We start from the raw sequence: 21,765 nt of genomic DNA, 5'->3' as shown, positions 1-21,765 counted from the left end.
ACATTGGGGGTCGGTTCTGTCCGCTGCGCCCTTCGGGGCGGGCAAGCGGGGTGCTTCCGCGCGACATCCACGGGGAAAGGGCGTCCGCCGTGCGCGACTTCCGAGGTGTACGGCGCCTGCGGTGCGCCCTGCTGCTGCCCCTCGTACTGATGCTGGTGGCGGCGGGCGGGCCGGGGGAGCCGTGCGTGGAGACCGACCGGGGTGCGGTGCGCGGCCGGGCGCACGGCGGCTACAGCACCTTCGAGGGCATCCCGTACGCGGCCGCCCCGACCGGCCCCTCGCGCTGGCGGCTCCCCCGGCCGGCCCCCCGGTGGGCGGGGGTACGCGATGCCGGGGCCCCCGGGGAGCCCTGCGTCCAGCTGCCCGCCGTCGGACCCGGCGGGCCCGGCGGCTCCGAGGACTGCCTGTACCTCAACGTCACGGTGCCGCGCGGACCGGCCGGCCGCGACGCCCGGGACCGGCCCGGCGCGGGCCCGCCGCGGCGGCCCGTCATGGTCTGGTTCCACGGCGGGGGCTTCACCACCGGCGCGGGCGACCTCTACGGGCCGGCGGAGCGCATCGCCCTCAAGGGTGACGCGGTGGTCGTCACCGTCAACTACCGGCTGGGCGTCTTCGGGCTCTTCGCCCATCCGGAGCTCGGCGGGGCCCCCGGCTTCGCCCTCGCCGACCAGCAGGCGGCGCTGCGCTGGGTGAGGGCGAACGCGGCGCGATTCGGCGGCGACCCCGGGAACGTCACGGTGTTCGGCGTGTCGGCGGGCGGCCTCAGCGTCTGCGCCCACCTCGTCGCCCCCGGCTCGGCGGGCCTCTTCCACCGGGCGATCGTCCAGAGCGGTTCGTGCTCGACGACCATGCCGCCCCGGTCCCTGCTGCCCGGTCTCGGCGCGTACGAGCCCTTCGCTCCCGAGCGGCGCGCCGTCTCGGACGGGGTCGAGGCGGCGGCCCGCCTCGGCTGCGACCGGCCCGCCGAAGTGGTGGAGTGCCTGCGGCGGCTGGACGCGCGCACTCTCGCGACCCCGGAGCTGATGCAGCGCTTCTCGCAGGTCCCGTACGGCGGCGCCCTGCTTCCCGAGGAGCCCCGGCGCGCGCTGGAGGCGGGGCGGTTCCACCGGGTGCCGGTCCTACAGGGCACGACGCTGGACGAGATGCGGCTCTTCCTCGGGCAGACCCTGGCCGTGGACCCCGTCGGCGACGCGAGCGCGTACCGGGTCCGACTGGAGCGGTCCTTCGGAGCCGCCACCGCCCGTGCCGTCGAGGAACGCTACCCGGTAGCGGTGTACCCGACGCCGGCCATCGCGTGGGCCGCCGTGCTGTCCGACGCGTCGTTCATCTGCCCGGCGCTGCGGGACGGCGCCGCGCTGGCCCGGTACGTGCCCACGTACGCCTACCGGTTCAGCGACCGGGGCGCCCCGGACTTCACCGGCCTGCCGCGGCCGCCCGACCTGCCGTACGGTGCCACCCACGGCTTCGAGCTGCCCTACCTGTTCGCGCTGGCGCCGCTGACCGCACCGCAGCGGGTGCTCTCGGACCACATGACCGGGTACTGGACCGGCTTCGCCCGCACCGGTACGCCCCGGGCGGCGGGGGCGCCCGCGTGGCCGCGCTTGGGGGCGGCGCCGGCCTCGGTCCTGTCCCTGGCCCCCGGGACGGACGGGATCCGCCCGGTGGACGCGCGGTCCGAGCACCGGTGCGCGCTGTGGGACGCCCGCTGGCCGTGAGGCACGCCGCCGGTCCGGCGGCGGGACGTAATGTGCTCGTATGACCGGTCACGACGTCCGTCCGCTGCTGTTCCTCGATGTCGACGGACCGCTGATCCCCTTCGGCGCCGGCCCGTATCCCCGGGGGACGGGCCCGAATCCGCTGCTCGCGCGCCTCGATCCCGCGCTCGGCCCCCGGCTGGCCGCCTCCGGTTGCGACCTGGTGTGGGCCACGACCTGGATGGCGGAGGCGAACGAGGTGATCGCCCCGCGCCTCGGCCTGCCGGAACTCCCCCTCGTGGACTGGCCGGAGCCGGCGGAGGAGGACGGGCGGGGTCGGCCGCGCGGGCCGCACTGGAAGATTCCGGCCCTGTGCGCGCACGCGGCCGGACGGGCATTCGTCTGGCTGGACGACGAGATCACCGACGTCGACCGGGCGTGGGTGGCGGGGCACCACCCCGGCCGGGCGCTGCTGCACCGCGTCGATCCCGGCGTGGGCCTCACCGACGCGGACTTCTCCGCGGTGTCGGCGTGGCTGTGCGCGCCGGCCGCCCCGGGCGCACGCGGCAGGGCGGCGACGGGGCGGGCCGCACCTCACGCGTCGCGGGAGGCCTCCCACGAGGCGGCGACCAGCGAACGTTCCGCGGCCGCCAGGTGGGTGGCCGCCGCCAGCCAGGCCCAGGCGTAGCCGTCGGCCGAGGGGTCGGTGAGGCGGCCGAAGGCGTCGCGGGGGCGGCGGTCCGCCTCGGCGGTGAGCGCGGTGGCCAGTTCCGCGGCGGCGCTCAGCCCGGCCCGCCGCAACGGACCCTGCACCGTGCGGGCTTCGCCGCCGCGGCCCGTCTCGGCCACCGCCCTGCGGCCGCCCGCGACCCCCGTTTCCAGCAGCCGGCGTACGCGCCACAGCGGGGAGTCCGCCAGCGGGTCGGGCACGGCGAGCGGGACCTCCGGCGGCGGGGCGTCGGCGGCGGGCGGGAAGTGGCCGCCCTGGAGCCGGTCGTAGCCGAGGTCGGCGCGGTCCAGCCACTCCTCGGGCAGCCGCAGGGTGTACTCGGCGCCGGGCACCGGGCCCACGGCCAGCGGGCGCAGGGTCGCCGCGCGGTCGAGATCGGGACGGCCCAGGACGCGCAGCAGCAGGCCCGGGTGGGCGGCGATGCGGCGCAGGTTGTCGGTGTGCGCCAGCTCCGGGTGGGGGTGGGCGGGCCGCAGCCGCAGGAGGGGGCCGCCGGGGCGCGCCTCGCGCACCAGGAGGTGGTCCCCCGCCGGGCCGACGACCACGACCTCGCAGCCGAGCAGTGCGGGATCGCCCCCGGCCGGGTCGGCCTGCAGCTCGGCCACGGCCTCGGCCGCCGGCCGGGCGAACAGCGCCGCGGCGGGCCGTTCGGTCCAGGGAGCGCCGCGCAGCGGGGTCGCCTTGACGCCGCGTCCGGAACCGAGGCGCCCCTCGGCGGAGACCGTGGCGCCGGCCACGCGCAGGCCCCCGCGGGCCAGTCCGGCGTGGTCGAGGACGGCTCCGCCCAGCGCTACGGAGGCGGTGCCGGCTCCGCGGGCCCGGGCGAGGCCCCCGGGCCGCACGTCGGAGACCGAGTAGGGGCTGCCGTCGCGGGCGAGCAGGTGGGTCACCACGCCCGCGTATCCGGTGGCGGAGAGCACGGGCTCCCGGCACAGGCCGTACACCTGGAGGCTGCCGCCGGAGGCGTAGGCCCGGCGGGCGGTTCCGGTGAGTGCGGGGTCGACGGATCCGGCCGCCAGCAGTCCGGCCGTGTGGAGGAGTTCGCGGAAGCCCTCGGTGAGGTCACCGAGTCGCTGGGCGGCCTGGCGGTCGCGGGCGGCGCGCAGGCCGCGTACGACCCGTAGGGCGGCCGCCTCGCCGCGCGGCAGCCCGGCGACGCGGGCGGTGTGCGCCGCGCGCAGGAGCTCGGCCTGGGCCACGGCGCCCGCGGCGGTGACTCCGGCGGCGAGGGCCTCGGCCGCGGCCCGCCAGAGCGCGGCGGCCGCGCGCAGCCGGTCCTCGCCGAGGGCGGGCGGGCCCTGCCCGCCGGGGTTCGCATCGGCGTGCGGGGCCGTGGACGCTGCGTCCGATGCCGGGGCCGCCTCGGGGTGCTGCTCCTCCCCCGGCGTCCGCTCCGGCTCCCGATCCGCCAGCGGGGCGGCGCCGAGGACGGCGGCCCGGTGCAGGCAGCGGGGGGCCAGCAGGCAACCGCAGACGGCCTGCCCGGCTTCGGAGATCGTGCCGTCCGGGCCGGGGCTCAGCGTGACGAGGGCGTCCTCGCCGAAGCGGACGCACGTACTCCCGTCCGTCGCGCGGACGGCGTCCGCGCCGCAGGCCGCGATCGCGGCGTCGAGCTTCTTGCGCAGTCGGGCGGTGAGGTTCTCGACCGCCTCGGCGAGGACCTCGGGTGCGACGGGCGGCAGTACGGTGCCGGGGCCGGCCGTGTTGTCAGGGCTCAACGGGGCTCTCCACGGAGGCGGTCGCCCACCCAGCGGGCGAGGGCGAGGGGACTGAGGGCGGCCACAGGCATACCGGCCGCGACGAGTTGGCGGGCGACGGGGACCGAGTACCGGGGTGTGCCCGTGTCGTCGAGGGCGGCGCAGCCCAGCAGCTGGGCGCCGGAGGCGGCCAGCGCGCGGACCTCGCCGAGGAGTCCGCCGAGGGGGGCACCCTCCTCGAAGTCGCTGACCACCACGACCAGGGTCCGGCTCGGGACGGTGATGAGGGAGCGGGCGTGCGCGAGCCCGGCGGCGATGTGCGTACCGCCGCCGACCCGCACCTCCAGCAGCAGCGAGAGGGGGTCCTCGACCCGGTCGGTCAGGTCCACGACCTGGGTGGAGAAGGCGAGGAAGTGGGTGGACAGGGTGGGTACGCCGCCGAGCACGGCCGCGGTGAGCGCCGACCAGACGACGGAGGCCTCCATCGAGCCGGAGACGTCGACGACCAGGATGAGCCGCCAGTCCGCCTCTCGGCTCGCCCGGGTGCTGAAGACGGGGCGTTCCGGTACGACGACCACGCTGCCGTCGGGCCGCCGCCGGGTGTGGGCGAGGTTGGCGCGCAGGGTGCGGGCGAGGTCGAGCCTGCCGCCGGGGCGACGGGTCGGGCGGGGGGTGGCGAGGCCGGAGAGGGCCGGGCGCAGCCGGGTGGCCAGCTCCTTCGCCAGTTCGTCGACCAAGCGTCTGACCAGCGGGCGCAACCGGGCGAGTCGGGCCTCGGGCAGACCGCCGGCGAGGGACAGTACGGACGTCAGGAGCTCCACCGAGGGGCGTACGGACGCCGGGTCGAGCTGGGCGAGCACGTCGGTGCGGCCCGCTTCGGCCGCTCCGGCGAGCACCTCCTCCCGTATGTCGGCGCCGAACAGCGATTCCAGCTCCTCGGACCACTCCCGGGCGGTGGGGAAGGACGCCTCCTGGCCGCCGCCGGCGCCCTGGCCGCCGCCGATGTCGGAGGTGCCTTCGCCGCGCCCGGCGCCGTACAGCTCGTCGAGCGCGTGCGCATAGCGTCGGGCGCCGTCCGGGAGGCGGTCGCGCTCGCGGCCGAGCAGCAGCCGCCAGCGGTCGGCGGGCGAAAGGCGCCGGTCGTCGTCCGGCGCGGTGGGGGTGGGGGCGGGGTCGGTCGCGGTGGGGGCCGTTTCGGCCGGGGGTGCCGCGGCCGGCGGCAGGGGCAGGTCCTTGAGCGCGGCGAGTCCGGAGGCGTCGGCGGCGGCCCACAGGGCCAGGAGGTCGGGCGACGCGTCGAGCGTGAGGTCGATCCGGTCGCCGAGCCGCTCGGTGACGGTGTCGAGCAGCCGGTCGCGGGCGGTCGGCGAGAGGGCGTCGAAGCCTCCGCGCAGGGCCGGGAGCCGCTCCAGGAAGTCCCGGTCGGTGAGGTGGTCCACCCGGTCCAGGAGCGGCGTGAGGGCGGTCGGGGACGACTGGAGGAGCGGTCCCGCGGCGGTGAGCAGTCCGGCGATCCGGCGGGTCAGGACGCGGCGGGCGTCGGGGGTGCCGGCGCCGTCGATCCAGCCGGCGGCCCGGCTGCCCAGCTCGGCCGCCGGGTCGAGGTCGAGGAGCACCCGTACGGCCAGGGCGGCGCCCTGCATCAGCGGGGACCCGGAGTCGGCGAGGGCGGCCAGGGCGTCGTCGGTGCGCAGCCCCAGGTGATGGGCGGCGGCGCGGTCGGCGAGGGCCACGAGGGCAGCTGCGTCGGCGGGGTCCGCGCTGCCGGACAGTCCGGGCAGGGAGCGTACGGCTGCCTCCAGCAGCTCGCCGGTGAGCGCGGCGGCGGTGGCGGCGGAACGGGCGGAGGTGCCGGGCAGGTGACCCCGGTGGAGGGCCTCCAGGAGGTCGAGGGCGTCGAGGAGTTCGGGCAGGGTCGCGGTCGCCGGCAGGGCGGTGGCCGCCTCGTGGAGGCGTACGTCGACCAACTCGGGCAGGTCGCACCGGGCGGCGGCGGCCAGCCCGGTGAGGATCTGGGCGGGGGTCGGGCCGCCGTCGGCCGCGGCCCGGCGCGCGGTGTCGCCGAGTGTTCCGGCGGCCGCCTGGGCGGAGGTGACCCCGCGGACTCCGGCGAGGTCCAAGCGGGCCGGGACGGAGGGCGTCCAGGACAGCCGCCACTTCGTGCCGAGGGCGGTGCCGTCGCCGGTGGAGGCCACGGCGAGGGGCTCCCCGTACGAGGCTCCGCAGACGAGGAGCCGTTGCAGCAGGACCTCGCGCCGTGCGTCGAGGTCGGACCGCAACGGGTCGAGGCGGATCTCCCGGGGTGCGGGGTCGTCGGGGGACGGCAGCCGCAGGGCGGTCAGCTCGGCCTCGACGGAGGGGCCGAGGCCGGAGCGGGGGGCGCGGGGGGTGATCCGCCCCCGGGCGGTGCCGACGAGTACGGCCTCCAGGGCGCGGGCCAGGGCCCGGCCCCGGCCGAGGGGTTCGCCCTGGCCGAGGACGGTGGTGACGGCCTCCAGGAGCTCGCCGCGGCCGGGCGCGGGAAGCCCGCGCAGGACGGCCAGGTCGCAGGCGAGCCGCAGGGTCTCGGCGGCCTCCCCGGTCCCGGCGGTGTGTCCGGCGCGGCGCAGCTCGCGGCAGATCCGGGTGACGGCGACGGAGGCCGCCTCGCGGAGCCGCCCGGGATCCCCGCCGGCGTGCAGGACGGCTTGCTGCCAGAGGGGGTCCCGGATCCCGGCGGGGTACCCGGAGCGGGAGTCGAGGAGGTCGAAGGAGTACGGCACGAACGAGGTGACGGCGTCGCGCCGCACGTCCGGCCCGGCGCCGACGCCGATAGCCGCGGCCGTGCCGGGCCCAGGGGTCGCGGACACGCCGGGGCCGGCGGCCGCCGCGGCGCCGGCGCCAGGAGCCGCCACACCGGGGCCGGAAGCTGCGGCCACGCCGGAGCCAGGAGCCGCAGGCACGCCGGAGCCGGGGGCCGCCGCCACGCCGGGGCCGGGGGCCGGGGGGCCGGTGAGGGCCGGGGCGTGGAAGGCGCCGATGACGGCGGCCACCCGATGGCCCCCGGCGGCGGCCGAGGCGATCACGTCCCGCATGCGGGCCTCGCGTGCCAGGTCCGTCGCCGGGACGGCGGCGTCGGCGCGCAGCGCCCAGCCGACGCCGAGTGCCGCGCGCCGGACGGCCTCCGGGGCGCAGCCCGGTGCCAGCACCTCCACCGTGCGGTCCCACATGTCGTCGCCGTCGCGGCCGGAGCCGGCGGCGGACAGGCCCTCCGCGAAGGAACGGCGCGGCCCTGCGGAGCCGGTGGGACGGGGCGCCGGGGACGGGTCCCGCAGGGTCCAGCCCTCATCGGCCAGCGGCAGGTCGCAGCACAGTACGGTCGCGCCCCGTTCGCGGGCCCAGCGGATCGCGGCGAGTTCCGGGGAGAAGTCCGCGAAGGGGTAGAACGCCAGCCGGCCGCCCTCCCCCGATCCCGCGAGGGCGACCGGCGCCTGCGTCTCGGGGTCGGCCAGGTGCTCCAGCCAGGGCTGGAACTCCGCCGGGAGTTCCACGCAGACCAGGTCCGCCCCCGACGCGTCGAGCAGCTCCGGGACCACGGCGGCCAGCGCGGGGCTGTGGTGGCGCACGCCGAGCAGGTAGGGCTCGCGCGACGCCGCCAACGCCTCGACCGCACGCAGCGGATCGGCCCCCGGGCCGGTGTCCGCGAGCCGGGTCGATGTGACGTCGACCGGCGGAACCGCGGTCGGGCGGGGAGTGGGGGTGGGGGTGGGGGTGGTCAACGGAGGCTCCCGCGCAGGTCCCACAGGCGGCGCCACATCGCCGAGCCGTCCTCGGCGCGGCGGCGGACCGGACCGTCCCAGTAGCCCAGGAGCCGGCCGTGGTCGGCCGGGTCGTCCTTGCGTACCACTCCGAGCAGGTGGCCCGGCAGCAGGTCCAGCACGTCGCCGCCGGGCAGGTACGCGGCGGCCACCCCCAGGGACGCGGCCACCTGCACGGCCTCGGCGGTGGACATGACGGTGCCGGGGCGTTCCACGTCCCAGCCCTCGGCGGAGCGTCCGGAGCGCAGGTCCCGGAAGACGGTCACCAGTGCGTCGAGCACGGCGTCGTCCACGCCGAAGGCGGCGCCGGCCCGCTGGACGGCGGCCACCGCCTGGCGGCGGATCAGTTCGGCCTCCGCGTCCGCGTCCGCGATCGGGGCCACCGTCTCGAAGTTGAAGCGACGCTTGAGGGCGGCGGACATCTCCGAGACACCGCGGTCGCGCAGGTTGGCGGTGGCGATGACCGTGAACCCGGGCGCGGCCGAGACCACCGCGTCCTGCGTGGCCGTCAGTTCGGGTACGGCGACCCTCCGGTCGGACAGGATCGACACCAGCGCGTCCTGCACCTCGGGCAGGCAGCGGGTGATCTCTTCGACGCGGGCCACCCGGCCGGTCCGCATCGCGGACAGGACCGGGGAGTCGACGAGCGCCTGTGAGGTGGGCCCCTGGGCCAGCAGCAGCGCGTAGTTCCAGCCGTAGCGGAAGGCGTCCTCCGTGGTGCCTGCCGTGCCCTGGACGGTGAGGGCGCTGGTGCCGCAGACGGCGGCCGCCAGGAGTTCGGACAGCATCGACTTGGCGGTGCCGGGCTCGCCGGTGAGCAGCAGACCGCGTTCGCCGGCGAGGGTGACCACGCAGCGCTCGACCAGGGCGCGTTCGCCGACGAACTTCGGGGCGATCGCCAGCTTCGCGGGCAGTGCGGTCCGGCGGCGGCCGGGGAGGGCGAGCTCGGCGCCGTCGCTGCCGCAGATGAAGGTGACGACGGCGCGCGGAGTCAGGGCCCAGCCGGGCGGGCGGGGGCCGGTGTCCTGGGCGGCGAGGAAGGCGAGCTCGCCGGCGTACCGCTCCTCGGCGGGCACCACCTGCCGGGCGGCGGGGACGGGCACGGGAGCGGGTTCTTCGGTGACGGTCATGCGGGGTCCTCGGTCTTCCGGAGCGGTGCGGGTGCAGGTGTGCGGGTGGTGCGGGTGCAGGTGTGCGGGTACGGGTACGGACGGGTCGGGGGGGGGGGGCCCCCCCCCGCGGGGGGGGGCGCCCCCCCCCCGCACGCCCCCCCGCAGCCGCGGGGGGGGGGGGGGGGGGGGGGGGGGGGGGGTGGGGGGGGGGGGGGGGGGGGGCCCCCGCGGGGGGGGGGGCCCCCCCCCCCTCCTGGAACGGCGCCGGATCAGCGGCGGCGGCCGCGGGTGCGCTTCACCTTCAGTTCCTCGAAGCGCGGTACGTCGCCCTCCCGGACCCGCTGCCAGGCGCGCCGGTACAGCTCCGCGGCCGGTTCCAGCGGTACGAGTACGCCGAAGGCGGGCCGGCTTCCCGCGACGGGGGCGTACATCGGGAGCTTCCACTGCTCCACGGGAAGGGTCGGGGAGTCCATCTCGGCCCACGCGCCCGGCAGGAACAGGGAGCGGCCCGCCCGGCTGCGGTCCGCCGACACCACCAGTGCGGTGGCGGCGAGTTCGGCGCGCGCGGCCTTGAGCCGGGCCGGCTTCCAGCCCGTCCAGCGCGCCGTGTTGCGGTCCGTGGGGTCGGGCATGGCGAGCAGCGCGAGGTAGAGCGCCGCCGCGTCGGGGCCCAGCCCGTACGCACCGGCGGCCTCGGCCACCAGCTCGGGCACGGAGCGGGTCGGGTCCTGCGGCCACCAGGTGCCGTCCCCGTCGGCCGCACCGGCGGCGGGGGCTCCCGGGTCGGCGAGCAGCGCGGCGAACCCCGGATCGTGGACGGTCCGCAGCGCCGTCTCGACCCACGACGGGTGCTGGTCGTCGCCGCGCAGCAGCGGCAGGTACGGGTCGCCCCCGGTGGAGTCGAGGAGCGCCGGGCGCAGCGCGGGCTTGGGCCGGTCGTCGTACGTGGCCATCAGAACGGCGCCGTAGCGCTCGTACCCCTCGCCGGTCTCGGTCGGTGTGCCGGCCGCCGCGCGGAAGTCGGTGAGGCTGGTGTAGCCCCAGGTGCCGAGCAGCAGTCCGGGCGCGGCCAGCCGCTGGCGCACTGCCGTCAGGACGGGGGGCAGGGACGCCCGGATCGGGTCCCCGGCCGGGAGCCGGTGGGCGAGCCAGGCCGCCATGCCGAGGGAGCCGGTCAGGACCGAGGTGTCGAAGGGCCTGTCGGCGGGTTCCAGGAGCTCCGCGTGGTCGCCGCGGATCGTCCACGCCGCGTCCACGGAGAGCTCGGGGGACGCGGACGGTTCGAGCAGGGCGCGCAGGGCGGCGTGGGCGGGCCATGAGGTCCGTACGGCGCGGGCGGCCTCGGTGGCCAGCCAGTCGGGGACGGGGGTACGGCGGCCGACCCGCCGGTTCCACACGTCCGCCGCGGCCGCCGCGTCGGGGCCCTCGCTCCACAGCCGGGCCGGTTCGGCGGGCAGCAGCGCCGCGACGACGGCGCACCGTACGCCGGAGTCGAGGCTCTTGAGCTCGTCGCGGGCGTGGGCGGCGTCGGTGGCCTTGACCCCGAGGGCGGTGCGCAGCTCGGCGGGCAGGAAGTTGCGGTCGTAGCGGTCGATGTGCGGCATCCCGGCGACCACCAGTCGGGCGAGCGTGGTGGAGACTCCGGTGAGCCGGGCGAACTCCTCGGCGGCTTCCGGCCGGAAGGGCGCCGGCCCGCGCTCGGCGGCCTCGGCGAGGAGGGCGGCCAGCCAGCCGGCGGTGCGTTCCCGGTCGCCCAGCGGGGCGTCGCCGCGCACGGTGTACGGGCCGGGGGCGAGGAACCGCCCGGTGGGGTCGTGGAACAGGGCGCCGTACTCGTGGCCGTCGGGAACGGCCTGGCTGTGCTCCGTCAGGGCCAGGGCGGCGCCGCCTCCGAGGGGGAGCACGGTGCGGTGGTGGACGCTGCGTTCGGCGCCGAGTCCGGTGGTCAGGTGGCGCTGGTCGAGGTGGAGCAGGACCCGGCGCCAGCGGCCGGCGGAGCCCTCGGACGAGTCCAGGCCGAGCCGGGCGACCGCGTCGAGCACGGTGACGAGGGCCGCGCGCTGCTCGTCGGTGAAGGCCTGGGTGACGGCGCGGTAGGCCGCGGCGGCGGGCTGGTCGAGGAACTGCGTCCAGGGCAGACCGCTGTACGGCAGGCAGGGTACGTCGAAGTGCAGTCGGCCGAGAACCGTCTCGGCGTCCGTCCGCGCGCACACGGCGCCGAGTTCGCGCAGCAGGCGGTGGGCGGCGTCGCTGTCGCTTCCCCAGCGGTAGTAGCCGGAGCCCATGAGGCCGTTCAGCGCGTCGCCGAGCAGGCGGTCGGTCGGGCCCTGCTCGGTTTCCCGCGCGGTGCCCGTGTCCGCCCGGAGCCGGGCGGCGACCGCGTCGAGGGCCTTCTGCTGGTCGAGGGTGAAACGGAGGACTTCGACGATCCCGCCGATCAGTTGGGGAGCGGTGACCTGGGGCAGGGTGGCGGCGACCAGGTCGGGCAGGTCAGTGAGCCGCTCCGCCGCGGCGGCCGCCTTGAGGAGCGCGGCGACGGTTTCCCGGTCGGCGGCGCGCAGGGCGAGCGAGCCCTCGGGGTCGCGCGGGCGCAGGGCGTACCAGTGGGAGAGCGGCGGGAGGTCCACGCTTCCCGTGGCGAACCGGTCGTCGTTGCGGTGGTCGCCGCGGGAGCGGGTGGTGAGGACGCCGTCGGGGTCGGTGAGGCTGAGCTCGCGCCAGTGGTGCGACAGGGCGCGGGGCCGGTCGTCACCGGGGAGGACGAGGGCGGCGACGGGCGCGTTGTGCCCTTCGGGCACCGAGACGCGCAGGCCGTTGGCGTGGGCCCCGCGCCAGCCGTCACCGGCGATGCGTACGGTGGTCCAGCCGTGCAGGCCGTCCACCGGGGCACCGAGCGCCGAGCCGGGCACGGTGGGGGTCGGCCGCAGCCAGCTCCCGTGACCGGCGGTGACGGTGTTCTCGGGACGGCCGGCGCGTGCCGCGGTGACGAAGTCGGAGAAGAACGCGGGCCGGGAGTGGCGGCCGTAGGCCGCGCCGCGCGGGTCGTATTCCTGCCAGCTGCCGTCGGTCTGCTGGTCGTTGGGCTGCCACACCCAGTACGAGGCGCCGTCGCAGAGCAGCGGCCGCTCGTCCGGCAGCTGCGTGTCGCCGCGGTGCAGGACGCCTCCGCCGGTGGTGCGGCCGCCGCCCGGGAGCGGCAGGCTGATGTGGTCGGAGCGCGGCGACCAGTAGTCGCGTCTGGTGTCGAGGGTGAAGACGGTGGCGGGCGAGGAGTGCCAGTAGGCCTGCGCGTCGCTGCCCCAGGAGGACCAGAAGACGAGCAGTTCGCCGTCCACGTAGTGGAATCCGTGGCGGTAGGAGGAGCCCGTCGGGATCCGCAGGTCGTGTGTGAGGACGGTGGAGTCCGCGTCGATGACCCGGACCTGGGTCTCGTTGGCGACGATCAGATAGGGCCAGGCCTCCGTGACCGTCAGGCCGTGGCGGCCCTTGGCGGGGGCGAGCTCGGCGACCGCGCTCTCCCATGCGGGCCAGGCGAGCTCCTCGAAGAGTCCGCCGCGCAGGGTGCGCGCGAGGGTTTCGCCCAGGTCGGCGGCGGCCGCGGCCGCGACGTCCTCGGGGGCGAGTTCGAGGGCTTCGGCGGGCAGCCAGGTCAGCCGCCGGATGGCGTCGGGGATGCCGGGCAGGCCGGCGACGGTCGAGGCGCGGGCGACCTCGCTCATCCACCGTGCCAGCAGGGGGCGTCCGCCGGCCGAGGCGGCGACGCGCTGGATGACGTCGGTGCCCGAGTTGGCGTCTCCGAGGGCGTCCAGAGCCCGGCGGAAGGCCGGGTGGAAACGCTCGTCGGCGGCGAGGGCCAGCAGTTCGCGGCGCTGGTCGGCGCGCGCCCAGTCGCGCAGGTTCAGCGCGTCGTGGCGGCGCCGCTTGTCCTGGGGGTCCGGGTCGGCGACGGGGACGTCCAGGGTGAGCAGCAGGTCGAGCAGGTCGGCGTCCTCGACGCCCACCCGCAGGCCGGCCTCGCGGCCGGGCCGGGCGAGCTCGGTGCGCAGGCGTTCCGCGCAGCGGTCGACCAGCCCGAGCAGGGCGGGGGGTGTGGGGCTCAGGCCCCAGCCGGCGTGGCGGGCGGCGTGGAAGCGCTCCAGCCAGCCGGCGGCGCCGTCGGCGCACCGCTCTTCGGCGGGGAGGTCCTCGGAGACCAGCCCGGCGGTGGCCCCGGACTCCTCCAGGACGTCCAGCCACAGGGTGGTGAGCGCGACGCTGTCGCCGCCGCCGGGCGGTGTCAGCCCGAGGAGGGTGCCGCGTACGGCCGGGACGCGGCGGGCGAGGGCCACGAGCGCGCCGCGGTGGGCCTTCCACCAGCCGGTCGCGGCGCGCAGGGTGGCGGGCAGCGGGAGCAGTTCGGCGAGGTAGTCCTGCTCGGGTTCGGTACCGGTGAGGCCCGCGGCGCGGGCGAGACGGCGCAGCTCGACGGCGGCCTGGGCGGAGGGCGGCAGTCCGCCCGCGGTGCGGCGTACGCACAGGCGGCGGAAGCGCTCGTAGGCCTCGGCGGGGCTGACGCGGACGGCCAGTTCCTTGCCGTATCCGGTGAGCACCTTCACCGGGAGGGCTCCGGCCAGGGCGAATTCGAGGAAGACGGCGTCGAGGCGGTCCTCGTCGACGGCCAGGCCGTGCTGGGCTTCGGCGGTACGGGCGCGGCCGAACAACTGAGCGGCGTAGGTGGTGTTCTCGACGGCGAGGAAGGTGCGGGCGGCCTGCTCGTAGAAGACCGGCAGGAAGTGGGGGACGGCCGCGGCGAGCCGCCCGGCCAGTTCGTGGCAGGCGTCGAGGGCGGCCTTGGGCTTGGTCTTGGCCTGCCGGGCGAGGCGGTCGAGTTCGGGTACGACGGCGAGCGCGTGGTGGCCGTCGTCGGGATGGTGCACGAGGACCCACTCGGGGAAGCCGAGTTCCTGGCGGCGCCGGAGGCCCACGACGGGAGGCGGGCCCTGCGCGGGGACGAGTCCGAGGAAGCCGGCGGCGAGGTCCTCGGCCGCGCCCAGTTCGGCGGCGGCGAGCCGGACGACGACGCGGCCGTCCTCCAAGGCGGGGTGGTGGTAGGAGCGTGCGGTCAGGTCGACGGCGGAGGGGCCGGCTCCCGGTGTGCCGTGCGGCAGTACCGCCCCGGCCTTGAGCAGCAGTTCGGCCTCGCTCACGGAGATGCCGTCCTTCCTCGTGTTTCTGTCGGTGCTGTCGGTGCTGTCGGTGCTGTCGGTCGTACCGGCCGTACCGGTCGTCGTGGTGGTGTCGATGGGGGTGCTCACGCGTCCCGGCCCTCCTCGATCTTGCGCCCGGCGTACAGCGCCGCGGCCATCCGCATGCCCTCGGACCAGGCGACCGGCCCGACCTCCGTCAGCGGGACCGCCCGGCCCTCCTCGTCGTGCCAGCTCAGGGCCCCGGTACTCGTCTCGTCCTCGTAGTAGGGCTCGCCGATCCACACCGAGGCCTCCAGGTCGCGTCCCGCGTCCCGGACCTTGCAGGTGGCGTAGCCGCCGGAGACGCGGTAGCCGAGGCCGGTCGCCCGGGCGGCCAGGCCGTAGCGGCTGGCGAACACCCCGCCCGCGTAGTCGCGGACCTCGGTGGCGGTGGCGGTGAGCCCGGCCGGCTTGCTCCAAGTGGCCCGGTGGATCTGCTCGACCCGCTGCTCGATGCCCAGTTCGGCCGCGAAGTCCCGTACGTCGTCCAGGTCGGGCAGCAGCACCGGGTGCGGCAGCGTCACGGTGAGCGGTGAGAGCCGCACCGTCTCGCCGTCCAGGTTGACCACCTTCAACTCGCCGGCGGAGGTGGCGTCCCGCAGGAAGCCCACCTCGTCCGGGTCCTCGCCGACGACGGCGAGGTCCCGCAGGGCGTGCTGCCAGGCCACGTCGGGCCATACCCGGGCGAGCAGTTCGGTCGGCACCGGCAGCGAGGACACCATCCAGGTGTCGACCTGGGCGACGCAGGCCGCCTCGTGCCGGTCGAGCCATTCCCCGAGCCGGCGCAGCCGGTCCACCTCGGGGTGTTCCTTCAGCGCCTTGGGCAGTGTCTTCAACTGCCGTCCCGCCGACCGGCCGGTGATGGACCGCGCCGCCACCCGTCCCTCCACCAGGGCGATCTCGTACCCCTCGCCCGCCGCAAGCCATGCCATGAGCCCGTGCCCCTGCCTGTCCCGTCCGATTCCGCGCAGCCCTGACAGGGGGGAGCCGAACCCCCTGAGCCGCGGTATGCCGGGAGACTAGCGAGGGCCACTGACAACACCCGTGCGAGGGTGCCCGGTCGGTTGTATGTACGGATCTGGGTAGGCTTCGCTGACAGAACGCGGAGCGGCTCGGGGTGGGGACATGGGACGTCAGACAGCTGTGCTCGGTGGGGTCCTGGTGGTTTCGCTGCTGCTGGGGGCGACCGGTTGCGCGGATCCGGCCGGGGGCGGGGCGGACGGGAAGCCGTCGGCGCCGGGGGGCACCGCGCGGTCCGCCCCGCCGACCGGCGCCCCACCGGCGGGTGACGGCAAGCCGGCCGGCGGGGACGTACTGCCCGGGATGGTCTCGACGGCCGTCGCCCGAAAGCAGTTGGCCGCGTTGAAGGTGGCTCCGGTGGGCACGATGGCGGGGTACAGCCGCGCCAGGTTCACGCACTGGGCCGAGCAGGGCGACAAGTGCGACACGCGGGAGACGGTGCTGCGCCGCGACGGCGTCGACGTCGTGCGCAACGCCGAGTGCAAGGCCGTCTCGGGCACCTGGAAGAGCCTCTACGACGGGGTGCTCGTCACGGACGCGGCGAAGATGGACATCGACCACGTGGTGCCCCTGGCCGAGGGCTGGCGCTCCGGCGCGGCCGGCTGGGACGCGGCCCGGCGCAAGGAGTTCGCCAACGACCTGAACCGGCCGCAGCTGCTGGCGGTCACGGCCTCCTCGAACCGTTCCAAGGGCGACCAGAGCCCGGACCAGTGGCAGCCGCCGGAGCGCTCTGGCTGGTGCCAGTACGGCCGGGCCTGGACCACCGTCAAATCAGCCTACGGGCTGACCGTCACCGAAGCGGAGAAGAAGATGCTCACCACGATGCTGGACACCTGCGCGTCATGACCGACCGGAACCCCGCCGCACCGGGGCGGCAGTGGCAGGACCAGGTGCCGGCGGGCCCGGGCGGCGCGATGACCGACGAGGTCGGCGTCATCACGGGCCCGTTGACCCTGCGCACCACGGCGGTCGCCGGGGAACTGGTCACCTTCGACGTCCAGTACACCGACGCGGACGAGTGGTACACGCTCACCGGCAGCCCGCTCCCCCATCACGGTGATCCCGCGGCCCTGCACGCCGCCGCCCTGGCCGCGATCCGGGCCGGCCGCGCGGCGCGGGCCCCGGGGACGGAACCGGCCTGAGGCAGCGGCGCGGAAGCCGCCGCCCGGCCGTCCGGCGGCCCCGACCGCCCGGCGGTCCGGAGGACGCCGGGGTCGGCCGATCGGCCCACGACGCGCGGGCCCCGAGGGCCCGCCGCAGGTGCGCTCAGGCCTCGTACTCGGTGAGGTCGATGCCGTGGATCTGCAGCAGGTGGCCGTACTCGGGGTGGGTGGTGTCGCGCTCCAGCACCATGCCGAGCTTGCGGATCACGTTCTCGGACTCGTCGTTGCCGGCCCGGTTGATGGCGACGACCCGGTCCAGCCCCCGGTCCTGGAGGGCGAACTCCAAGGTGGCGTGGGCGGCCTCGGATGCGTAGCCCTGGCCCCAGTACTGTCGGCCGAGCCGCCAGGTGATCTCCACGGCCGGGAGGACCTCGGGCAGGTACTCGGGGACCGAGAGGCCGGTGAGGCCGATCAGCTCGCCGGAGCCCAGGAGCTCGACGGCGAAAAGACCGAAGCCCTCCTCGTCCCAGTCCTCCTCCCAGCGTTCGAGGTCCTCGGCGGTCTGTTCCAGGTCACGGACCGATCCGTCGCCGATCCACCGCATCACCTCCGGGTCCGCGTTGATCTCGGACAGGGGGACGAGGTCGTCGTCGTTCCAGCGGCGCAGGAGGAGGCGGGGGGTAAGGATCTCGGTCATGCGGCCCATCCTGCCGAACACCGGTGCGCAGGGGTAATCGGGGCCCGGTTTCGGTCGATCCCGGCCGGCCCGGCCCGTGCGGGGCGTGGCTCGGGCGGGGTGGGGCATGGCTCTACGGTCCATCGGTAAATCGCGATCCAGGAGTGTTGCCTCATGTCCCTCGACCTGTCCGGTGAGAGTCAGTACGACCGTGTGCGGCTGCGGCAGTGGGCGCGTGGCCGCGCCCGTTGCGCCGGGGTGGACCGCCGTGACCTGCTCAAGCTGTTCGCGGCGGGAGCCGCCGCCGGCTCCCTGGGCCTGGCCGCCGGCGGTCCCGCCTCGGCCCGCACCGGCTCCGCCTCCACCGGCGGCGCCACCGTGCCCGGCATCGTCAAGCCGCTGCCGCCGGAGCTGTTCACCCTGCGGGGTACCAACGCCGAGACGAGGTTCGCGGCCCTGCGCGGCACCGGACACCTGACGCCCGTGGACCGGTTCTTCGTCCGCAACCACACCGCGACCCCGCGGATCGACACACATGAGTGGCGGCTGGACGTGTGGGGCGACGGACTCACCAGCGGTCCGGTCCGGTTCTCCTACGACCGACTGCGCGCTCTGCCGGCCGTCGAGCGGACCCTGTTCATCGAGTGCGCCGGCAACGGACGCGACTACTTCACCACCCAGCAGGGCCAACCGGTCCCCGGCACCCCCTGGACCCTCGGCGGTATCGGCGTCGCGCACTGGCGCGGCGCCCGCCTCCGCGACGTCCTGCGCGCGGCCGGCATCACCCCCGCAGCCGTCGACGTACTGCCCCGCGGCCTGGACGAGGACGTCACCGCGAACGGCGTGAACCTGGGCCGCGTCCGGCGCCCGCTCCCCACCGGGAAGGCTCTGGACGACGTGATCCTCGCCTACGAGATGAACGGGCAGCCGCTACCCCCCGACCACGGCGGCCCCGTCCGCCTCGTCGTACCCCACTGGATCGGAATCTCCTCGATCAAATGGGTCGGCGACATCCAGGTCAGCACCGAACCCCTGTACACACCCTGGAACACCGACCTGTACCGACTCTTCGGACCCGACCACCCCGCGCAGGGCGCCCCCCTGACCCGCCAAACCCTCAAAAGCGCCTTCGAACTCGACCCCGGAGCCATTTTCACCGCCCACCGCACCCGACTTCTCACCGGACGCTCCTGGTCAGGCACCGCACCCGTCGACCGCGTCGAGGTCAGCACCGACGGCGGACACCACTGGCACCCCGCCCGCCTCCACGACACCCCCCGCCGAGGCACCTGGACACGCTGGTCCCTGCCCTGGACCCCCCGCACCACCGGCCCCACCACACTCCTCGCCCGCGCCACGGACACCACCGGCCACACCCAACCCGACACCGCGACCCACAACACGCACGGCTACCTCTTCAACGCCGTCGTACACCACCCGGTGACCGTGCAAGACCGGTAGTCCGACGCCGCTGCGCCTCGCGGTGCCCGGCACCGGACGACTCGGGCCGGACCGGCACGATCCGAAAGGGACGACCCAGGGGTGTCGGGACGCCGAGGCGGCGCGAAAAGGGCCAGAATGGTGGGTTGGGTGGGTTGGGCGGTGGGGTCCTGCGGCGGCCACGAAGGACGGAGCGATCGGTGGAGATTTCGACGAAGGAGGTCTTCGGCGCTCCGTGCTGGGTGAGCCTGATGACCCGCGACCTCGTCGCGGCGCAGCGCTTCTACGGCGCGGTCGTCGGCTGGCAGTTCCGTCGCACGCGCCTCGGCGCCGGTTTCTCGGTCGCCGAGCTGGACGGGGTACCGGTGGCGGGAGTCGGCGCACTCGCCGGTGACCTGGCGGTCCCGGTGGCGTGGACGCCGTACTTCGCCGTCGACGACGCCGACGTGGCGGTGGACCGGATCCGTGAGCGCACCGGCACCATCGCGGTCGGCCCGGTCTCCTTCGCCTCCGGCGGTCGCGGCGCCCTCGTCGCGGACCCGGACGGGGCCGTCTTCGGGATCTGGGAGGGCCCGGTGTCCGCGGACTGGCGCGTGGGCACGGGCCGGGCCCCGGCCTGGCTGGAGCTGCGTACGCGGAACGCCTTCGACGCGGCGCTCTTCTACGGCGCGGTACTGGAGTGGGCCACCGGCCGCCCCGGCTGCTGCGAGGTCTCGTACGAGGAGGACCAGGTCGTCCTGCGGCAGGCCGGGGAGCCCGTCGCCCGGCTCAACAGCGGGCCGGTGGAGTTGGCGGGCTACGACCCGCACACGAGGCCGCGGTGGCACGTCCACTTCCGGGTCCCGGCGCTGCGGCCCGCCGTCGAGGCGGCCGTGTCGCTCGGTGGCCGCACCGTCTCGGACGTCACCTCGAACGCGACGGAGCGGTGGGTGGCGCTCCGGGACCCGGACGGCGCCCTCTTCACGCTCACCACCTCGCTGACGGCCGCTCCGGACTGACGCCCGCGAACCGGTCACGGCACGGGCACGAGGCACGGCACCAGGGCCACGGGGCAGCGGTCAGGGCGGCTCGGGGATGAACGGGAGGTAGTCCACTCCCGGAATCGCGGGGACCACGGTGTAGCTCGCCTCCGGGATCTCGTTCCACATGCCGGGCAGGTTCCCGAGGGGCTCGGAGACCACGAGGCGCGAGGCGTCGGAGACGTCGTTGAGAAAGTCCAGTTCCGGGTGGAGGTGCCGGACGGTGTCGGCCCGGCTGCTGTGGAAGAGGGACCGGGACCGGCCCTGGCTGGAGTAGCGGAAGGCCCACAGCCGCTCTCCGTCGCTCACCGCCACCGTCATCTGGAGCGGGTCCGCGACACCGTGCTCCTTGCCGAGCCGCTCCACCAGGCCGGCCATCCGCGCCACCGCCCCCGGCACGTCCTGGTCCAGGCCGTAGGTGACCGCCAGGTAGAACATCACCTCGGAGTCGGTCGAGCCCTCGATCGCCGGGAACAGGGCCGGGTCCACGGCCATGCACAGGTCCCGTTGCAGCCGCTGGAAGTCCGTGATCGCCCCGTTGTGCATCCACAGCCAGCGCCCGTGCCGGAAGGGGTGGCAGTTGGTCTGCTGGATGGCCGACCCCGTCGAGGCGCGGACGTGCGCGAAGAACAGCGGTGACCGGACGTGCCCGGCCAGCTCCCGCAGGTTGCGGTTGTTCCACGCGGGCGCGATGTCCCGGAAGACGGCGGGGGTGCCGTCCCCCACGCCGTCCGTGCTGTACCAGCCGACACCGAAGCCGTCGCCGTTGGTGGACTCGGCGCCCAGTCGCGCGTAGAGGCTCTGGTTGATGAGCGAGTGCTCCGGTCGGTAGAGCACGGCGTCGAGCACGAGGGGCGAACCCGAGTAGGCGAGCCAGCGACACATGGACATCATCCCCTTCTCAGCCTGCTCCGAGCGTAATACCCCCGGCCGGGGGGACGTCCGCTCCGGTCGGCCGGACGGCTCAACGGACGCCGCGCGGTCGCCCGGCCGGGTGGTTCGGGCGCGCACGCTCCGTCACGGTTCGAGATGCGGGCGCGGGGAGCGGCTGCTTCGCTGAACCCGCCCGCCCTCCCCCACGGATCAAAGGAGTGATCATGAGCGTTTCAGGCGAGTCCCGCGGCCGGTCCCGGCAGATGCGCGACAAGGCCAAGGAGCTGAACGAGGCGGCGGAGCGCTCCACCGACCCGCAGGAGAGCCGGCGGCTGCGCGAGAAGGCCTCCCGGCTCCAGGCGCAGAGCGAGCTGGAAAGCCGGATGGACGACCGGGACATGGACCTCGGGTAGCGTGCCGCGCCCGCTCCCGCGGGCATGGAGCGGCCGAAGCCGGGTAGCCGCCCCGTCTGAGCATCCGGCGCGCGGGGGGCGGTTCGATGAGCCACTCCGGACCGCTGCGCCCATGACGGAAGGGGTCCGATGTCGCACGCCGAACAGAACCGGATGGTGCGCGGGGGCACGCGGGCCGCGTCCCGCGGCGGCGCCGGTCGCGAGGTGGTGGCACGCTGCGGGCTGGTGGCACGCGGCGTGCTGTACGTACTGGTCGGCGTGCTGGCCGTCCGGGTGGCCTTCGGCGACACCGGTCAGGAGGCCGACCGCCAAGGCGCGTTGCAGGAGTTGGCGCGGCACCCGGTGGGCGCCGTCCTGATCTGGGCCGTGGGCATCGGCCTGGTGTGCATGATGCTGTGGCGGCTGTCCGAGGCCCTGTTCGGCGCGGCGGGCCCCGACGGCGACAAGGCCACGAAGCGGCTGGCATCGGCCGGCCGGGCGGTCTTCTACGCGGTCGCCGCGTTCTCCGTCCTGTCCTTCGCGGCCGGGTCCGGCGGCTCGCAGTCCGGTGACCAGCAGTCGCGGGACGTCACCTCCAAGGTGCTGGACCTGCCGGCGGGCCAGTGGCTGGTGGGTCTGGCAGGAGCGGCGATCGCGATCGCCGGCGTGGTCATCGCCGTGTCGGCGGCCCGGCGCAAGTTCCGCCGCAAGCTCGCCATGGGCGGGGCGTCCGAGGGCTGGCGCAAGACGGTGGACTTCCTCGGCGTCGCCGGTGGCGTGGCCCGGGGCGCCGTGTTCGCGGCGGCGGGCGGTTTCTTCTTCTACGCCGCGGTGCAGTACGACCCCGGCAAGGCGCGGGGTGTCGACGACACCCTGCGGGCGTTCGCCGAGACCCCCGCGGGCCCGTGGCTGCTCGTGGTGGTGGCGGTCGGACTCGTCCTGTTCGGGCTGTTCTCCTGGTGCCTGGCCCGGTGGCGCCAGGTGTGA

Annotated in this window: 14 protein-coding genes and 1 pseudogene; 8 read left to right on the top strand and 7 right to left on the bottom strand. The window is 75.9% G+C overall.

What is annotated here, in order from left to right:
- Nucleotides 1-89 precede the first annotated feature (89 nt).
- Nucleotides 90-1,715, top strand: a complete 1,626-nt coding sequence (locus ACWFQ8_RS12970) for a carboxylesterase/lipase family protein (protein WP_453786249.1) — start codon at nucleotides 90-92, stop codon at nucleotides 1,713-1,715.
- 40 nt (nucleotides 1,716-1,755) lie between these two features.
- Nucleotides 1,756-2,241 (top strand): annotated as a pseudogene (locus ACWFQ8_RS12965) (HAD domain-containing protein); the annotation flags it as partial.
- A 47-nt stretch (nucleotides 2,242-2,288) separates the two neighbouring features.
- On the opposite strand, the gene ACWFQ8_RS12960 reads toward ACWFQ8_RS12965, so the two are convergent.
- The 5 genes from ACWFQ8_RS12960 to ACWFQ8_RS12940 form a co-directional block, all read right to left on the bottom strand.
- Entirely contained in the window at nucleotides 2,289-4,142 is a 1,854-nt protein-coding gene (locus ACWFQ8_RS12960) for a hypothetical protein (RefSeq protein ID WP_453786248.1), read from the bottom strand.
- On the bottom strand, nucleotides 4,139-7,777 hold the full coding sequence (locus ACWFQ8_RS12955) for a vWA domain-containing protein (RefSeq protein WP_453786396.1): 3,639 nt from the start codon (nucleotides 7,775-7,777) through the stop codon (nucleotides 4,139-4,141). Before ACWFQ8_RS12955 ends, ACWFQ8_RS12960 begins: the two co-directional genes overlap by 4 nt.
- Before the next feature lie 98 nt (nucleotides 7,778-7,875).
- Complete coding sequence (locus ACWFQ8_RS12950) at nucleotides 7,876-9,048, bottom strand: ATP-binding protein (RefSeq protein ID WP_453786247.1); 1,173 nt, start codon at nucleotides 9,046-9,048, stop codon at nucleotides 7,876-7,878.
- Nucleotides 9,049-9,299: 251 nt separating this feature from the next.
- The gene (locus ACWFQ8_RS12945) at nucleotides 9,300-14,216 is read right to left on the bottom strand and encodes a DNA-binding protein (protein WP_453786395.1); all 4,917 of its coding nucleotides are present in this window, start codon (nucleotides 14,214-14,216) and stop codon (nucleotides 9,300-9,302) included.
- A 104-nt stretch (nucleotides 14,217-14,320) separates the two neighbouring features.
- A complete protein-coding gene (locus ACWFQ8_RS12940; RefSeq protein ID WP_453786246.1) occupies nucleotides 14,321-15,187 on the bottom strand; it encodes a DUF4132 domain-containing protein in 867 nt (288 codons plus the stop codon).
- Between the two features lie 193 nt (nucleotides 15,188-15,380).
- Between ACWFQ8_RS12940 and ACWFQ8_RS12935 the strand changes: the two genes are divergently transcribed.
- Nucleotides 15,381-16,121 carry a GmrSD restriction endonuclease domain-containing protein gene (locus ACWFQ8_RS12935; RefSeq protein ID WP_453786245.1) on the top strand — a complete coding sequence of 247 codons (741 nt, stop codon included), beginning with the start codon at nucleotides 15,381-15,383 and terminating at the stop codon, nucleotides 16,119-16,121.
- On the top strand, nucleotides 16,118-16,417 hold the full coding sequence (locus tag ACWFQ8_RS12930) for a hypothetical protein (RefSeq protein ID WP_453786244.1): 300 nt from the start codon (nucleotides 16,118-16,120) through the stop codon (nucleotides 16,415-16,417). Before ACWFQ8_RS12935 ends, ACWFQ8_RS12930 begins: the two co-directional genes overlap by 4 nt.
- 124 nt (nucleotides 16,418-16,541) lie before the next feature.
- On the opposite strand, the gene ACWFQ8_RS12925 is transcribed toward ACWFQ8_RS12930, so the two are convergent.
- Entirely contained in the window at nucleotides 16,542-17,075 is a 534-nt protein-coding gene (locus ACWFQ8_RS12925) for a GNAT family N-acetyltransferase (RefSeq protein WP_453786243.1), read from the bottom strand.
- 153 nt (nucleotides 17,076-17,228) lie between these two features.
- On the opposite strand from ACWFQ8_RS12925, the gene ACWFQ8_RS12920 reads away from it, so the two are divergent.
- A complete protein-coding gene (locus tag ACWFQ8_RS12920; protein WP_453786242.1) occupies nucleotides 17,229-18,515 on the top strand; it encodes a sulfite oxidase in 1,287 nt (428 codons plus the stop codon).
- A 230-nt stretch (nucleotides 18,516-18,745) separates the two neighbouring features.
- Entirely contained in the window at nucleotides 18,746-19,492 is a 747-nt protein-coding gene (locus ACWFQ8_RS12915) for a VOC family protein (protein WP_453786394.1), read from the top strand.
- A 60-nt stretch (nucleotides 19,493-19,552) separates the two neighbouring features.
- On the opposite strand, the gene ACWFQ8_RS12910 is transcribed toward ACWFQ8_RS12915, so the two are convergent.
- Entirely contained in the window at nucleotides 19,553-20,398 is an 846-nt protein-coding gene (locus tag ACWFQ8_RS12910) for a class II glutamine amidotransferase (RefSeq protein WP_453786241.1), read from the bottom strand.
- A 212-nt stretch (nucleotides 20,399-20,610) separates the two neighbouring features.
- Between ACWFQ8_RS12910 and ACWFQ8_RS12905 the strand changes: the two genes are divergently transcribed.
- On the top strand, nucleotides 20,611-20,799 hold the full coding sequence (locus tag ACWFQ8_RS12905; RefSeq protein WP_453786240.1) for a DUF6381 family protein: 189 nt from the start codon (nucleotides 20,611-20,613) through the stop codon (nucleotides 20,797-20,799).
- Between the two features lie 129 nt (nucleotides 20,800-20,928).
- Nucleotides 20,929-21,765, top strand: a complete 837-nt coding sequence (locus ACWFQ8_RS12900) for a DUF1206 domain-containing protein (protein WP_453786239.1) — start codon at nucleotides 20,929-20,931, stop codon at nucleotides 21,763-21,765.

The sequence above is a fragment of the Streptomyces sp. NPDC055254 genome, assembly GCF_053606025.1.
Note: the sequence above shows the minus strand (reverse complement) of the source record. Positions and strands in the feature narration are given on the sequence as shown.

Bases quoted from the DNA above. Each gene is read 5' to 3' on its own strand.
- ACWFQ8_RS12905 (WP_453786240.1), top strand. From the start codon at position 20,611: ATGAGCGTTTCAGGCGAGTCCCGCGGCCGGTCCCGGCAGATGCGCGAC.
- ACWFQ8_RS12920 (WP_453786242.1), top strand. From the start codon at position 17,229: ATGTCCCTCGACCTGTCCGGTGAGAGTCAGTACGACCGTGTGCGGCTG.
- ACWFQ8_RS12935 (WP_453786245.1), top strand. From the start codon at position 15,381: ATGGGACGTCAGACAGCTGTGCTCGGTGGGGTCCTGGTGGTTTCGCTG.
- ACWFQ8_RS12910 (WP_453786241.1), bottom strand. From the start codon at position 20,398: ATGTGTCGCTGGCTCGCCTACTCGGGTTCGCCCCTCGTGCTCGACGCC.
- ACWFQ8_RS12930 (WP_453786244.1), top strand. From the start codon at position 16,118: ATGACCGACCGGAACCCCGCCGCACCGGGGCGGCAGTGGCAGGACCAG.
- ACWFQ8_RS12915 (WP_453786394.1), top strand. From the start codon at position 18,746: ATGACCCGCGACCTCGTCGCGGCGCAGCGCTTCTACGGCGCGGTCGTC.
- ACWFQ8_RS12925 (WP_453786243.1), bottom strand. From the start codon at position 17,075: ATGACCGAGATCCTTACCCCCCGCCTCCTCCTGCGCCGCTGGAACGAC.
- ACWFQ8_RS12950 (WP_453786247.1), bottom strand. From the start codon at position 9,048: ATGACCGTCACCGAAGAACCCGCTCCCGTGCCCGTCCCCGCCGCCCGG.
- ACWFQ8_RS12940 (WP_453786246.1), bottom strand. From the start codon at position 15,187: ATGGCATGGCTTGCGGCGGGCGAGGGGTACGAGATCGCCCTGGTGGAG.
- ACWFQ8_RS12900 (WP_453786239.1), top strand. From the start codon at position 20,929: ATGTCGCACGCCGAACAGAACCGGATGGTGCGCGGGGGCACGCGGGCC.